Source organism: Glutamicibacter sp. ZJUTW (genome assembly GCF_008370855.1).
Classification (GTDB): Bacteria; Actinomycetota; Actinomycetes; order Actinomycetales; family Micrococcaceae; genus Glutamicibacter; species Glutamicibacter nicotianae.
In genome coordinates this window covers 3,492,620-3,507,198 of record NZ_CP043624.1, presented here as the reverse complement: position 1 = coordinate 3,507,198, position 14,579 = coordinate 3,492,620, and the positions used below count along the sequence as shown (strand labels likewise).

Sequence of the window (14,579 nt, the reverse complement as noted above, 5' to 3'; positions counted from 1 at the left end):
ATCTGCATTCGCCGACCAGATCCTGCCATCTTCAGCCAATGGCAGGCTCTATCTCTAATGGCACCATTGCAGAATCCATATTGCTCCGCCGGCTCACCTACATCGCCAGCCTGTGTTGGGATGGGACCACCTCCATTTAGTTGACACAGGGTCTGCTGAAGGTTTGGTTGACACTTCGACCGCATAACCCAGCTATGGTTATGCTCAAACGAAGGAACAAAAACCATGCCAAGAATCTTCACCGAAGAATTCAAGAAGGACGCCGTCGCTCTCGTAGAGTCGGGGATTTCTCAGAAGCAAGTCGCTGCGGATCTGGGCGTCTCAAAGACAGCCCTGCAAACGTGGGTCCGTGATGCCCGCTACCAATCCCACGGAATGACCCCAGCCACTGATGCTGACGAACGCAAGGAAATGTCCCAAGCGCTCAAACGCATCCGCGAATTAGAAATGGAGAACGAGGTGCTGCGCAAGGCCGCAGCCTACCTTTCCCAGTCGCATATTCGTTCCCCAAAATAATGGGCCCGCTCGTCCAAGAATTAGCCGCTCGAACAGGCAGGAAACATATTCGAAGTGCCAGTGGCGTGTCGGGTTTTGGGGTTCAGCACCCAGGCGTACTACAAGTGGCTGAAGAACCCTGTCTCTGCCCGGGAAATCGAAGAGCAGGAGCTGATCGGCAAGCTGCATGAGCTTCACGAGGAAGATCCAGAAGGCGGGTACCGTGTGCTGGCCGATGATCTGGAAGACGCCGGATACCAAGTTTCCGAGCGCAGGGTCTGGCGGTTATGTCGCAAGGCAGGGATCCGTTCAGTGATCGGCAAACGCCAGCGTAAGTACTCACCAGCTGGTCCATCGGTGCATGATGACCTGGTGCAGCGGAACTTCACCGCCGAGCAGCCTAACCAGCTGTGGCTGACCGATAACACCCTCGCACCATACGAGCGAAGGAAAGCTGTACCTGTGCGCGATCAAGGACGTGTTCAGCAACAGAATCGTGGGGTACTCGATGGATTCGCGGATGAAGGCCCACCTGGCCGTCAACGCCGTGGAAATGGCTGTAGCGCACCGTGGCCACCCGCGCGGAGTCAAGGTCCACAGTGACCGCGGCAGCCAGTTCCGGTCCAGGAAATTCACTCAAACGCTGGAACGTCACGGGCTGGTCGGTTCGATGGGCCGGGTCGGGGCAGCCGGTGACAATGCGGCCATGGAGTCGTTCTTCAATCTGTTGCAAAAGAATGTGCTGGACCGGCGCTGGTGGACGACCCGTCAGGAGCTGAGATTGGCGATCATGACCTGGCTGGAGGGGAAGTATCACCGCAAGCGCAAGCAACGACGTTTGGGGAAACTGACCCCGGTTCAGTTCGAGGCTAGAATGATCGAGTCTGTCGCTCTGACAGCATAAACCTTGGTGTCAACCAAACCTTCAGCAGACCCTGAGCACCGGTGCGTAGCGGGTCCAGGGCGATCGGGCTTCGGCAGCGATCTGGTCGTACCGGTGCGGTGGTATCCGGGCGTCTGGGCGAGGACTGGATGTCAGAGCAGCGGGCCCCGGCCTCGGTGCTTTGACGGCGTCACGAACCGCCCGGGATATTCGCGTGGGTGTCAATTCGTTCGTTGGGGTCCATGGATGTCCCGGGCCCCGGGGTTGCTCGCCGTGGTGGTGGGGATGGGCATCGGCCTCCTGAGTCAGGGGATGAGGACGAGCCGTCCGCGCAGGCTGCCTTCAGCCAACCTGGCGTGGGCTGCCGTTACCTCCTCGAGCGGGTAGGTCTGTGCGACGCGGGCCCTAATTTCACCTTGGTCGGCGAGGCGGGAAAGCTCGGCGAGCTGGGCGCCGTCGGCCCGCACGTCGAGCGCATCGACACGGACGCCGCGTTCCGAATCCGGTTCCTGTCCCGGCCACAAGCCGACGTAGGAGCCACCGTCCTGGACTGCGGCGATCGCCTCGTTCCCCAGGCCTGCGGCGTCGAGCACACCGTCGAAGCCGGCAGGTGCAAGGTTCGCCCCGCGGGTCAGGAAGTGGTTGGCGCCGCGAGAGACGAGGAACGGTATGTCGCCGGCGGAGGCCAGCACGGTGACCTCCAGGCCCTGTCGGTGGGCCAACTCCACTGTGTGCCCCCCGACCCCGCCGGCCGCGCCAGCGGACGCCCATTTCTTCCAGGCCCGGGCCTGGGCATGCAATCAGTCTCAAGGGATCAGGATGCAGTGCATGCTGAAGAGATTGGCACTTACGCAGTGAAAGAGCTGCCTAGCAGATCGAACGCTTAGCGGTGACGAATGCTTCTTCGCCTGGCGCAATCAGTACAATCCGTTACGGGACAAGACGCGCGGTTAATGAACGATGAGGTAAGCCTCGTCGCAGAGTTCCTCTGCATGGGCATAGTGCTTGCGGTGGCTGTATTCTCAAGGGAGATCCTGTCAGGTTGCTTGCGCAAGTGACTATGGAAGTATCGATGCGGACTGGATCGTTGGCTTGAATTTTTGCGCCTGTATAATTCCGCGGTCAAGAATAATATGCAAAAAATCGATGTCACCGATTACTCCAGAGCTGTTTGGACCTTCGCTCGATTCATAATCTTCAGAGCGAGGCGTACTGCATGCCATATGACTGCATAGATTACGAGTAAGACGGATGCCGAGGATATCCCGCTTTTTACAAATACAGTGATTACCGATGCCCACTCGAGAGAGGATTCACCCGTAAGGGTTTGAGCGATACTCCTCACTGATAATGCGATACTCACCAGAACGATCGATGAGGCTATGAGGATGCGCGTCATGAGTGTTTTGGGCGCAACCCGCATTTTGCTCGACGATCGCTCCGCTGATTTCAGCCGTCGTGCGCCCCAGAACGCCAGAAAGAAAACGCCGAGAATGCTACTCGCATGTTGCAAGAAGCGGTTGACGGGAATATCGAAGATCATGGGTGCTTGCAACACTTGGATTCGGCTTACGAGCCAACTATCTCCGTGCGTAAAAGAGTCCCACACCACGTGAGTAAGAATCCCCAATATTACAGAAACAAGCGTCCATAGCACGTGGTGCGTGAGGGGGCGCATCTCAGAAGTTCCATGTTCGCTCCGGCCAGCTAGATACTTGAGAGGTCGCTTGAGGAACCGCAGGAGTAGAAAGATCAATAGCGCGATTGGCGCGGTGGCTGTGATCATTCCTGCTAGTGAATGGGTGTAAGTTGCGTTCACGAATGGTTCGTACCAGTCTTCGGCCGCAACAGGAATCCTCATAAAGTAAGGAAAATCTGGTGCAACTGCCCCCGCGACGAGGGCTGCTGGAACAAATGGATACCTCAGCAAAGGGAGTATCGCTGCTGGATGTGCGAATGTGGCTGGCAAGTGAGCTCTCTTATGAAAATGATGACAGAATGGAGCCGAAAATTGACAGTGCTTCGCCCTGGCGGGCAAAGTAAGCTAATCCTTTTCGGCAATGCTAGGAATATTCACTATAGAGCCGGGGCGCAAGCCCTGATAGCTCGATCCCCGTCCGCTGCAACCGTATCCACTGAGGGGTGGACATTGTTGTCACGACCATCAGCACGGCTTCGATTCGGGCTAGAGATCTAATACCGTTGGTCGTTTCGTCTTCAGCGAAATCTGAGGCGTGGATTCCCGAGACCTGGTGAAGAAAAACCGCGGGAGTATGACGCGCTCCCATAGTTTGAGAACTGGATCCGAGTAATCCACGCAGATCCACGATAGGTGTCGTCTCCTCTCTTGAAATGAACGTATGGGAAGTCGAACTTCCGGTTGGCGGTTCTCCTGAACTTCAGCCCATAGCCCATAGACGGGATTCGCAACGAGCTCACGGTGCAATACGTAATAAACCAGTCCCACGCCCTTGGCCACACCGGCCTGCATCCACTAGGCACTACCCGCTGCGGAACTTCAAGCGCTGCCCCATGGTGATGATTCGTTGCTGCTTTCGCGAAGCCTGATTTGCCTGCAAACTCAAGCTCTGAGCGCATTGATGCATAGGTTCAGCCCATAGCCGAGTGACTCTAAATCCGAAGGTTCGAGTCCCGAGAGCATTCGCTGCTCAACTTTGTCCACTTCGGCTTGTGCAGCGGAAAGAAGCGTCGCACCCGCCTCTGTGAGCGCAGCGGGCAACGCACGGCCGCCCGCCGATGGCTTGGAGCGTTCAACCAGCCCGCGTTCTAGCAGTTGCTGCAACATTGTGCCCATTGATTGGCGCGTCATGAACGTGGCTCGAGCCAACTCTGCAGCGGAGATGCCCGGATCGCGAAGAAGGCTGTGCAGGCATGAGTACTGTGACACGCTGAGGTCCATTGGACGCAACGCGTCTTCCATGTGAATGCGAAGTAATGACTGTGCTTGCTTAATCAGATACCCGACCTGAGGTTGATGTTTGCTCATGTAAGAATTCTGACATAGAATTTTCATGTAAGAAAACTGACATATAAGGAGAATCATCATGTCCGTCACAGGCCCCGATTTCATTGCCCTGCAGGTACGTGACCTTGAGAGGGCCGCAGCCTTCTACGAGAACACAGTGGGCCTGACCCGCGCACCATTCTCGCCCCCGCACGCCGTCGTCTTCGACACCCAGCCAGCCTTCGCTGTCCGCGATCCTGAGCCTGGTGCGGATCTCGATTCCGGAAAGCCAGGACTTGGCGTCGCGATCTGGCTCCATGACCCTGAGGCAGTTGCTATGCATCGCGCACTGGTGAGCGCGGATGCAACCATCTTGCGTGAACCATTTGAAGGACCCTTTGGGACGACCTTCGCCTTTCAGGATCCCGACGGTTACACAGTTACTATTCATGACCGCGCCACACGCGGCTAGCCCAACATAAAGCGGCACAGTCCCCATGTGGCAAGCGGTTGCTTGCAACGACGCTCTCGGCCGGCAGGTTCGCCCGTGGATTCGTTCAGCGCAGCCTGCGCACATTAGTTGACAACGTCCCGTAAGCCGCTCGACTTACGGGACGTTGTGAACTATTGACTTGATTGTTTCAGGAACTTCGAACCCTCAATTTTTCGGATGTACAGATATTCGCCCGAAAAAATGCCCCGTGAAGTTACGGCGCGCTTTGACGCCATCCGACGCAACCGCATCGCCAGAAGATTGATGCGCCAACTTCAGGGGCTCTGGACACAGAGAATGCCGAATCACAAACGGTAGGTTGCAAGACGTCTCACCGCACGCCACTCCCTGGCAAAAAATCCGCAGAATCTCAACGGTCCAAAATTCTCACAACTATGTATCGCAACCAATGGCGTAAAATCATGTCTGCACCATTAGTTGCGAGACACTTCTTGAAGGACCGATGACTAAGCTGATCGGCTACGCCCGCGTATCCACCAATTCGTTCGTTGGGGTCCATGGATGTCCCGGGCCCCGGGGTTGCTCGCCGTGGTGGTGGGGATGGGCATCGGCCTCCTGAGTCAGGGGATGAGGACGAGCCGTCCGCGCAGGCTGCCTTCAGCCAACCTGGCGTGGGCTGCCGTTACCTCCTCGAGCGGGTAGGTCTGTGCGACGCGGGCCCTAATTTCACCTTGGTCGGCGAGGCGGGAAAGCTCGGCGAGCTGGGCGCCGTCGGCCCGCACGTCGAGCGCATCGACACGGACGCCGCGTTCCGAATCCGGTTCCTGTCCCGGCCACAAGCCGACGTAGGAGCCACCGTCCTGGACTGCGGCGATCGCCTCGTTCCCCAGGCCTGCGGCGTCGAGCACACCGTCGAAGCCGGCAGGTGCAAGGTTCGCCCCGCGGGTCAGGAAGTGGTTGGCGCCGCGAGAGACGAGGAACGGTATGTCGCCGGCGGAGGCCAGCACGGTGACCTCCAGGCCCTGTCGGTGGGCCAACTCCACTGTGTGCCCCCCGACCCCGCCGGCCGCTCCCGTGACGAGCAGGCTTTGCCCCGGCCGCACCGCCAGCAGGCCCAGGGCCTGCGCTGCGGACAGCGCGTTCAGGGGCAGCGCCGCGGCATGGACATCGTCGAGGGAGGCAGGGGCCGGGGCGATGGCTTCTGCGTCAAGCACGACGTAATCGGCATGTGTGCCCAGCGGCTCATTGTGGCCCGTGGCCAGGCCTATGACCCGGTTCCCGACAGGCCAGTTGACCCCGGCCCCCACGGCATCAATCGTGCCGGCAACATCCCAGCCGAGGCCGATCCGTTCCCCCTCACCGCCGAAGACCCCCGAACGCATGGCAGCGTCCACCGGATTCAGCGCAGCCGCGCTGACCTTGATCCTCACCTGCCCGGGTCCCGGTACAGGTACCGGGACCTCTGTGATCTCGACTGCCTCGGGTCCACCGAAGTGGGAAACTGTTGCGGCGCGCATGAACATGGCCTTCCTATGGTTTGGGTGTGGGCGGTCGTTTCTGCCGCATCGGCTGAACCTTCCGCTGTTGGGTGCGTGCGAAGCCGAACGTCAAACGTGACGGCCCGGGGTGATGGTCTCGGCCGTGCAGGTCCTGTCGGTCTCGGCCAAATGATTGAAAACGAAGATGGCCATTCTTTTCAAGAGCCTTGGTCGGATGGCCCTAAACCGGTTTCTTACACATGGTGCGTAACTCCATAATGGGACGGTATTGAATTCGATACAAAAGGCACACGCGTGTGCGTAACAGGAAGGGCAGGTGCGCCATGGAATCCGACCCGAGCATCCGGCAGGCTGGGGCAATGTCCGGGCCGTGTTCCCGCTGGCCGGCGGAACACGGGGAAACCATCCGGCAGATCATCGAGCGGGCGGGCAACAAGTGGGCCGTGCTCGTGGTCAGTTCGCTTCAGGGCGGGCCCCTGCGCTACACCGACTTGCTTCACTCCATCCCGGGTCTCTCCCAGCGAATGCTCACCCACACCCTCCACCAGCTGCGGCGTGACGGTCTCATCACCAGAACCGCCTATCCCGAGGTGCCCCCACGGGTGGTGTATGCACTGACTGATCTGGGCACCACCCTGCTCATCGCCATCACCACTCTGATCGACTGGGCCGGAACCCACCACGACGAGATCCAGGACAACCGCACCCGATTCGACACGGCAGAGGCCATCATCTGACGCCCCGTGCCGGCCGGAAACCAAAAGCATGCAGGGCAAGGCCGATCGGGGGCAAGAGGGCACTTCCTTATCTACCACCGGAGTCCGCGTCCGCCCGCGCTCCATGGACCCGTCGGGATACAGACAACCCGCCGCGGAGCCGGCATCACCGGACCAACCCGTCACCTATTATCGGCTGTAGGCCGACCTGAGGCACCGGCCGCTGCCCTGAAGAGCTAACAGGATCGCCTCCAAAGCAGGAATGCCAGGGCTGGCTCGCGCCAGGTGCTCACGACCAACCAGCCACAGCCGGGTCCGAGACAGCGCAAGAGTACAGTCCATTTGAATAACGGCTGATACCAGTACTAAGCCCGGGACCGGGCCCGGACCGAACATCTCCAGATACACCGAGAATTCCGGGGGAAGCCCTCAACGGGCCAGACGGCAACTCTCAAGTCGAGGGCTAAACGCGCAATTCTGATCCACTACTACTCAGACCCCAGGCTGTAATGGAGGCAGCTAAAACTATCAATCACGAAGCACAAAAGAAGCTTGGACGCAGGGATCTTTCGGAGCGCAAGCTCTTTAACGACGCATTCAGCACTAACCCGGCCAAGCCAGGCGCGTCAAAGCTTCGACTCGCTAAAAAAGACGGCGGGGACACATACGCGAACCTACACCAGGGCGCACGGGCATTCGCCGAAGGACTCTATGCGGGCATCCGCAATCCAGGCATGCATCAACCGCAGGAAAACCATGGCGGGCAACAGCAACTAGCCCTTCAGCAGACCCTACTTACTTTTTATATGTGTGATGTCTCAAGACACCGGTGACACTTCTGTCTCAAGACATCGGTAACAGATCAGACCGGATCACTCTGTCTGTCAGGCTGATGTGAGACCACTGATTCATAGCAAGTAAACCTTCCCCCTCCGGAAAAGCTGGGGGAGAACCCCCGCAATCTAGAAGATAAGTTCCCGGGAAAAGATACATGCCCACAACGTCATATACCTCCTCGATGGGTACATAAGGCCCCGGATTACCCTGCATGGCAGTAGCCAAACCGCTGGTTTTTGAAATAATGACCGTTGTGAACATTGCTCAGCCCGGTGAAGGGCACCCGAATAAAAGGCCTCCGTCAATGGCGGATGTAGCGGCCATGGCAGGGGTGTCGCACCAGACTGTGTCGCGAGTGCTCAACAACCACCCCAATGTCCGGTCCGGAACGCGTGACCAGGTCATGGAAGCAATCCGCAAACTCGGGTATCGCCGCAATCGAGCTGCCCGTGCTTTGGCGACATCGCACTCCAGCACCATTGGGATTCTGACCATCGGCAGCGAGTTCTTCGGACCGCAGTCAACCGTGCTGGCCATCGAAGCAGCAGCCCGCGCGCAAGGCTACTTCGTCAGCGTGACCGCATTGGATCGCTACGACGCTCACAGGGCAACCGAAGCCTTGAACCACCTGGTTGACCAAGGGGTTGACGGCGTGGTGATGGTCGCGCCGTTCGAAAAGGTCATTGACGCCCTGGATGATGCGGCGCTCAAGATCCCAGTGGTGGTTGTCGCCGCCCGCACCAGCGTTCCGGTCTCGGATCCGGCTCGCTACGTCTACGTTGACCAGCGCGAAGGCGCACGCCTGGCTACCGGACACCTCCTGGCTTTAGGCCATCGCAAAATTGCCCATGTCTCCGGTCCAACCGGCTGGTTCGACGCCACCGAGCGGCAAATCGGCTGGCAGGAAAAAATGCTCGAAGCCAAGGCACCGATTATAGAAGTGCCCGCCGAATCATGGCTGGCGCCCAGCGGGTACGAGGCGGGCAAGAGACTGGTTGACTCGGTGCGCGTCGGGGAAGTGACGGCAGTCTTCGCCGCGAATGACTATCTCGCCACTGGCATCCTGCGCGCCTTCTGGGAAGCCGGGCTGGATGTGCCAACCGATGTCTCGGTGATCGGTTTCGACGATCTGCAGATTTCGAATTTCCTCATCCCATCGCTGACCACTGTCCGGCAGCCATTCAGGGACGTCGGGCATGCGGCACTCACGGAATTGCTCGAAGGCGACACCGCCGATAAATCTCCAAAGGTGATCGCTCCAACGCTGGTCATGCGGGCGAGCACGGCCCCGCCGAAGTCCCAGTAATTCTGTTCTAGTTGGCAGTATCTCGAAATCGGGTGTTGCGCATCACGAAATGTTAGCGCTAACATTACTTCGAAGTTCCTGCCGGCAATTTTCCGAATGCCCTCGGAGTGCTGCTGGCGATGCAAAGACGCTGCCCACCAAGCTGGGCCTCAGGACGGAGAGTTCATGGCCACCGCACCCCAGGATGCAACAGCAGCCCAGCTCATAACCAGCGGCCAAACCGTGCTCGGCGTCGAACTGGGCTCCACCAACATCAAGGCCAGCCTGATCGGCCCGGACTTCCAGCAGCTGGCCAGCGGAAGCCACCAGTGGGACAACCAGTTCGAAGACCAGCTGTGGACCTACTCGCTGGATGCCATCCGCACCGGCCTGCAGCAGTGCTTCGCCGCCGTGCTTGCCGACTGCCGCCAGCGCTACGGCGTTGCGCCCAGCAGCTTCGCCTCGATGGGCGTCTCGGCCATGATGCACGGCTACCTGGCCTTTGGCCAGGACGGCGAACTGCTGGTTCCCTTCCGCACCTGGCGCAACACCAACACACGGGTGGCCGCCGAGCGGCTGACCGGTGCCTTCCGTGTCAACATCCCGCTGCGCTGGTCCGTTGCCCACTACTTCCAGGCCATGATCGATGGCGAGGAGCATGTGCCGCAGGTCCGGCACTTGACCACCTTGGCTGGCTATGTCCACACGCTGCTCACCGGCGAGAAGGTGCTGGGGATCGGTGATGCCTCGGGCATGTTCCCCATCGACATCGCGACCGGCACCTACGACGCCGCGATGCTCGACGCCTTCGACGAGATCTCAGCGTCCTACCAGGCCACATGCACCCTGGCCGAGCTGCTGCCGGCAGTCCTGCCAGCCGGCGCGGCGGCAGGAAACCTGAGCGAAGCCGGCGCCCGCCTGCTCGATCCCACCGGCCAGCTGCAGCCCGGCACCCCGTTCTGCCCGCCCGAAGGCGATGCCGGAACCGGTATGGTGGCCACCAACTCGGTGGCCGTGCGCACCGGCAACGTCTCGGCCGGCACCTCGATCTTCGCGATGCTGGTGCTGGAGCGGCCGCTGGCCGGAGTGCACCACGAAATCGATGTGGTCACCACCCCGGCCGGCGACAGCGTCGCCATGGTCCACTGCAATAACGGCGCAAGCGAGATCGGCGTCTGGGCCGGCGTGTTCGGCGAGTTCGCCAAGGCACTGGGCGTGGATGCCTCCAGCGACCGTATCTTCGAGGCGCTGCTCGGCTCGGCGCTGGACGGCCAGGCCGATGGGGCGGGCCTGCTGGCCTATAACAACCTGTCCGGCGAGCCGGTCACCGGCCTGGAGCAAGGGCGGCCGCTGGTCATCCGCACCCCGGACTCCGCATTGACCCTGGCCAACCTGATGCGCGCCCAGGTCTACGGCATGTTCGCCACCCTGAGCCTGGGCATGAAGGTGCTGGCCGCGCAGGGCGTGCAGGTGGAAAAGCTCAATGCCCATGGCGGCATCTTCCGCACCGCCGGGGTGGCCCAGCGCTTCCTGGCCGCCGCGCTGGACACCGAAGTGAGCGTCTCGGAAACTGCCGGCCACGGCGGGCCGTGGGGCATCGCGGTGCTGGCAAGCTTCCGCCAGTTCATCGAAGCCAACCCGCAGGCCAGCTTGGATTCCTATCTGGAGGAGCTGGTCTTCGCCGAGGCCAAGACCAAGGGCGCGGCCCCATTGCCTGAAGATGTGGTCGGCTACAACGCCTGGCTGCAGAACTATGAATCCGGATTGGCCATCCAGCGTGCGGCCATCGCCGCCCTTTAAGTTCCCAGCAGAAAGCCAAGAAAACATGAGTGAGCTCAAGTCGCTGGCGGATTATCCGCAATCGATGCAAGACGAGGTGGCCGCGGTCCGGCAGGCAGTTGCCAGCCTGCACGCCGAATTGCCGCGCTACGAGCTGGTGGTCTGGACCGCAGGCAACGTCTCCCAGCGCGTGCGCCATCCGCAGATCATCGATGGCAGCGCAGATCTGTTCGTGATCAAGCCGTCGGGGGTTTCCTATGACGACTTGACCCCTGAATCGATGGTGGTGTGCACCATCGACGGCAAGCTGCTTGAGGGCGAGCATGCGCCGTCCTCGGATACCGCCGCCCATGCCTACACGTATGAGCACATGCCGGAAGTCGGCGGCGTGGTGCACACCCACTCCACCTACGCCACCGCGTGGGCAGCGCGCGGCGAGGAAATCCCCTGCGTGCTGACCATGATGGCCGACGAATTCGGCGGACCAATCCCGGTGGGCCCTTTCGCCATCATCGGCGACGACTCGATCGGCCGCGGCATTGTCTCCACGCTGCGCGAATCCCGCAGCCCCGCGGTGCTCATGGCCAACCACGGGCCATTCACCATCGGCAAGGATGCCCGGGCTGCAGTCAAGGCTGCGGTGATGTGCGAGGAAGTGGCCCGCACTGTGCATATCGCCCAGCAGCTCGGGGACCCGCAGCCCATCGACCCCGCGAAGATCGACTCGCTCTACGAGCGCTACCAGAACGTCTACGGACAGTAAGGACATCATGGCCAAGGCATATAACGACAAGGAAATCTGGTTCTTCACCGGCAGCCAGGACCTGTACGGCGAGGACACCCTGCGCCAGGTGGCGCAGCAGTCCACCGAGGTGGCGCAGGCGCTGGATGCGTCCGCCGATGTCCCGGCGAAGATCATCTGGAAGCCGGTGCTGAAGGACTCCGAGTCGATCCGCCGCGCGATGCTGGAGGCCAACTCGGATGAGAACGTGCTGGGCGTGATCACCTGGATGCACACCTTCAGCCCGGCGAAGATGTGGATCAATGGCCTGAAGGCCCTCCAGAAGCCGCTGCTGCACCTGCACACCCAGGCGAATGTCGAACTGCCCTGGGATTCGATCGACTTCGACTTCATGAACCTGAACCAGGCTGCGCACGGCGACCGCGAATACGCCTACCTGGCCACCCGCCTGGGCGCCGCGCGCACCACGGTGGTCGGCCACGTCTCCAACCCCGCGGTCACCCGCCGCGTGGGCACCTGGATCCGCGGCGCTGCCGGTTTCAACGCCGTGCAGAACCTGAAGCTGGTCCGCTTTGGCGACAACATGCGCAATGTCGCGGTGACCGAGGGCGACAAGACCGAAGCGGAGATCCGCTTCGGCGTCTCGGTGAACACCTGGGCCGTCAACGACCTGGTCGAGGCCGTGAAGGCGGTGGCCGAGGCCGACATCGATGCGCTGGTCGCCGAATACGAGCGCGAATACGACGTGGTTCCCGAACTGCGTGCCGGAGGCTCCCGCCATGGGTCGCTGCGCTATGCCGCCGCCCAGGAAATCGCGCTGGAAGCGTTCCTGTCCAAGGCCGGCGCCATGGCCTTCACCACCAACTTCGAGGATCTCGGCGGGCTCAAGCAGCTGCCGGGCCTGGCCGTGCAGCGCCTGATGGGCAAGGGCTACGGCTTCGGCGCCGAAGGCGACTGGAAGACCGCGGTGCTGGTGCGCGCCGCCAAGGTGATGGGCGAGGGCCTGCCGGGCGGAGCCTCGCTGATGGAGGACTACACCTACGACCTGACCCCCGGCAAGGAGCTGATCCTCGGTGCCCACATGCTCGAGGTCTGCCCGTCGCTGACCACCTCCAAGCCAAGGGTGGAAATCCACCCGTTGGGCATCGGCGGCCGCGAGGATCCGGTGCGCATGGTTTTCAGCGCGGATGCCGCCGAGGGCGCGGTGGTCGTGTCCATGGCCGATATGCGCGAGCGCTTCCGGCTGACCGCCAATGTGGTGGACGTGGTGACCCCGCCAGCTGACCTGCCGAACCTGCCGGTAGCCCGCGCGGTGTGGAGTCCGCGGCCTGATTTCAATATCTCTGCCGAGTCCTGGCTTGCTGCCGGCGGGGCGCACCACACGGTGATGTCCACCGCCGCAGGCATCGAGGCTTTCGAGATCTTCGCGGAGATCGCCGGTGCCGAACTGCTGGTCATCGACGAGGAGACCACACGCCGGAACTTCGCGCAGCAGATCCGCGTCAACCAGAGTTACTACCGCTTGGCGCAGGGCTTCTAGCAGCCAGGCGGGCCCCTTTAATGGGCCCTGCGCGCCCTGTGCTGGGCGCGCAAGGCCACTGGGTAAGGAATCTTAATTTATTTTCATCAGAGGGTGGTCGAAGCCACTGTGTTAGCGCTAACATAGTGTGAGTCCAGTCTCATTCGCAGATATGGCAACCTTTCAAGGAGGAAAAGATGGCATGGAATAATTGGACCCGCAAAGCCGTGGCGACCATGGGATCGCTCGCACTGGTCGGCGCATTGGCAGCCTGCAGCGGCAGCGGCGCCGGAGGCGGAGCCGGGGCTGGCGGCGGGGAATCGACCGCCCCCGAGGACATCCAGGTGGGCGTCGCAATGCCAACCGAGACGTCCGAACGCTGGATTGCCGACGGTGAAGCGGTCAAGTCCCAGCTGGAAGAAGCCGGCTTCGAAGTCGACCTGCAGTTCGCGAATGACGACATCCCCACCCAGCAGCAGCAGATCGACCAGATGATCACCAAGGGCAGCGACATCCTGGTGGTCGCCTCCATCGACGGTACCGCGCTGTCCACCCAGCTGCAGGCCGCGGCGGACCAGAACATCCCGATCATCTCCTACGACCGCCTGATCAACGGCACCGAGAACGTCGACTTCTACGTCACCTTCGACAACTACAACGTCGGCGTCCAGCAGGCCACCTCGCTGCTGGCCGGCATGGGCCTGGCCGATGACCAGGGCAAGCGCACCGACAAGAAGGGCAAGTTCAACATCGAGCTCTTCGCCGGTTCGATCGACGACAACAACGCGCACTTCTTCTGGAAGGGCGCCATGGACACCCTCAAGCCATACCTCGACGACGGCACGCTGACGGTCAAGTCCGGCCAGACCAAGATCGAGCAGGCAGCCACCCTGCGCTGGAGCCAGGAAGAAGCCCAATCGCGCATGGAAGACCTGATCACCGCCCACTACCAGGGCGGCAAGACCAAGATCGACGGCATCCTCTCGCCATTCGACGGCATTTCCCGCGGCATCATCACCGCGCTGTCCAACGCCGGCTACGGCAAGTCCATCAAGGACGGCCTGCCGATCATCTCCGGCCAGGACGCCGAAATCGCCTCGGTGAAGCTGATCGATGACGGCGTGCAGTACGCAACCATCTTCAAGGACACCCGCAAGCTGGCCACCCAGGCTGTCGAGGCAGTGAAAGCCTACGCCGGCGGCGGCGAGCCGGAAGCCAACGACACCGAAAGCTACGACAACGGCAAGAAGGTCGTTCCCTCGTACCTGCTGAATTCGGACATCGTGGTCAAGGACAACATCACCTCGCTGCTGGTCGACTCCGGGTACTACACCGCCGAGGAAGTCAAGGCCGGACAGGCCAAGTAGCCGCGCAGGCAGCAACCGCGGTGGCGGGAGGGCAACCT

At 61.2% G+C, this 14,579-nt stretch carries 12 protein-coding genes and 1 pseudogene; 9 read left to right on the top strand and 4 right to left on the bottom strand.

The genetic code is table 11. The annotated features are described in order from the left end of the window. Positions 1–225: 225 nt before the first annotated feature. Positions 226–1,399: pseudogene (locus F0M17_RS16415) on the top strand (IS3 family transposase). Positions 1,400–1,683: 284 nt separating this feature from the next. Here the strand turns inward: F0M17_RS16415 and F0M17_RS16410 are convergent. The 3 genes from F0M17_RS16410 to F0M17_RS16400 form a co-directional block, all read right to left on the bottom strand. Next, entirely contained in the window at positions 1,684–2,106 is a 423-nt protein-coding gene (locus F0M17_RS16410; protein ID WP_210416667.1) for a zinc-binding dehydrogenase, read from the bottom strand. A gap of 428 nt (positions 2,107–2,534) precedes the next feature. Continuing rightward, positions 2,535–3,347: a DUF4184 family protein gene (locus tag F0M17_RS17870; protein WP_168202051.1), complete on the bottom strand. Its 813-nt coding sequence runs from the start codon at positions 3,345–3,347 to the stop codon at positions 2,535–2,537. A 612-nt stretch (positions 3,348–3,959) separates the two neighbouring features. Then, positions 3,960–4,385: a MarR family winged helix-turn-helix transcriptional regulator gene (locus F0M17_RS16400; protein ID WP_053799505.1), complete on the bottom strand. Its 426-nt coding sequence runs from the start codon at positions 4,383–4,385 to the stop codon at positions 3,960–3,962. 58 nt (positions 4,386–4,443) lie between these two features. Here F0M17_RS16400 and F0M17_RS16395 point away from each other — a divergent pair, with 58 nt between their 5' ends. After that, positions 4,444–4,815: a VOC family protein gene (locus F0M17_RS16395; protein ID WP_053799095.1), complete on the top strand. Its 372-nt coding sequence runs from the start codon at positions 4,444–4,446 to the stop codon at positions 4,813–4,815. Positions 4,816–5,417: 602 nt separating this feature from the next. Here F0M17_RS16395 and F0M17_RS16390 read toward each other — a convergent pair. After that, positions 5,418–6,227: an NADP-dependent oxidoreductase gene (locus tag F0M17_RS16390; RefSeq protein WP_210416666.1), complete on the bottom strand. Its 810-nt coding sequence runs from the start codon at positions 6,225–6,227 to the stop codon at positions 5,418–5,420. Between the two features lie 428 nt (positions 6,228–6,655). Between F0M17_RS16390 and F0M17_RS16385 the strand changes: the two genes are divergently transcribed. From F0M17_RS16385 to chvE, 7 genes are all read left to right on the top strand, one after another. Beyond that, positions 6,656–7,033: a helix-turn-helix domain-containing protein gene (locus F0M17_RS16385; protein WP_210416665.1), complete on the top strand. Its 378-nt coding sequence runs from the start codon at positions 6,656–6,658 to the stop codon at positions 7,031–7,033. 488 nt (positions 7,034–7,521) lie between these two features. Beyond that, positions 7,522–7,845, top strand: coding sequence for a TIGR02391 family protein (locus F0M17_RS16380; RefSeq protein WP_149597600.1), 324 nt, complete (start codon positions 7,522–7,524; stop codon positions 7,843–7,845). A 308-nt stretch (positions 7,846–8,153) separates the two neighbouring features. Beyond that, positions 8,154–9,155: a substrate-binding domain-containing protein gene (locus F0M17_RS16375; protein WP_246857093.1), complete on the top strand. Its 1,002-nt coding sequence runs from the start codon at positions 8,154–8,156 to the stop codon at positions 9,153–9,155. Positions 9,156–9,320: 165 nt separating this feature from the next. Beyond that, the gene (locus F0M17_RS16370) at positions 9,321–10,934 is read left to right on the top strand and encodes a xylulokinase (protein WP_149597598.1); all 1,614 of its coding nucleotides are present in this window, start codon (positions 9,321–9,323) and stop codon (positions 10,932–10,934) included. A gap of 25 nt (positions 10,935–10,959) precedes the next feature. Beyond that, positions 10,960–11,676: an L-ribulose-5-phosphate 4-epimerase gene (locus tag F0M17_RS16365; protein ID WP_149597597.1), complete on the top strand. Its 717-nt coding sequence runs from the start codon at positions 10,960–10,962 to the stop codon at positions 11,674–11,676. 7 nt (positions 11,677–11,683) lie between these two features. Next, positions 11,684–13,195 carry an L-arabinose isomerase gene (gene araA / locus F0M17_RS16360; RefSeq protein ID WP_149597596.1) on the top strand — a complete coding sequence of 504 codons (1,512 nt, stop codon included), beginning with the start codon at positions 11,684–11,686 and terminating at the stop codon, positions 13,193–13,195. A gap of 176 nt (positions 13,196–13,371) precedes the next feature. Then, the gene (gene chvE, locus F0M17_RS16355) at positions 13,372–14,541 is read left to right on the top strand and encodes a multiple monosaccharide ABC transporter substrate-binding protein (RefSeq protein ID WP_052253952.1); all 1,170 of its coding nucleotides are present in this window, start codon (positions 13,372–13,374) and stop codon (positions 14,539–14,541) included. Positions 14,542–14,579 lie beyond the last annotated feature (38 nt).

Coding starts and splice junctions, on each gene's coding strand:
- F0M17_RS16400 (WP_053799505.1), bottom strand. CDS start 4,385: ATGAGCAAACATCAACCTCAGGTCGGGTATCTGATTAAGCAAGCACAG.
- F0M17_RS16370 (WP_149597598.1), top strand. CDS start 9,321: ATGGCCACCGCACCCCAGGATGCAACAGCAGCCCAGCTCATAACCAGC.
- araA (WP_149597596.1), top strand. CDS start 11,684: ATGGCCAAGGCATATAACGACAAGGAAATCTGGTTCTTCACCGGCAGC.
- chvE (WP_052253952.1), top strand. CDS start 13,372: ATGGCATGGAATAATTGGACCCGCAAAGCCGTGGCGACCATGGGATCG.
- F0M17_RS16380 (WP_149597600.1), top strand. CDS start 7,522: ATGGAGGCAGCTAAAACTATCAATCACGAAGCACAAAAGAAGCTTGGA.
- F0M17_RS16395 (WP_053799095.1), top strand. CDS start 4,444: ATGTCCGTCACAGGCCCCGATTTCATTGCCCTGCAGGTACGTGACCTT.
- F0M17_RS16385 (WP_210416665.1), top strand. CDS start 6,656: ATGTCCGGGCCGTGTTCCCGCTGGCCGGCGGAACACGGGGAAACCATC.
- F0M17_RS16365 (WP_149597597.1), top strand. CDS start 10,960: ATGAGTGAGCTCAAGTCGCTGGCGGATTATCCGCAATCGATGCAAGAC.
- F0M17_RS16375 (WP_246857093.1), top strand. CDS start 8,154: ATGGCGGATGTAGCGGCCATGGCAGGGGTGTCGCACCAGACTGTGTCG.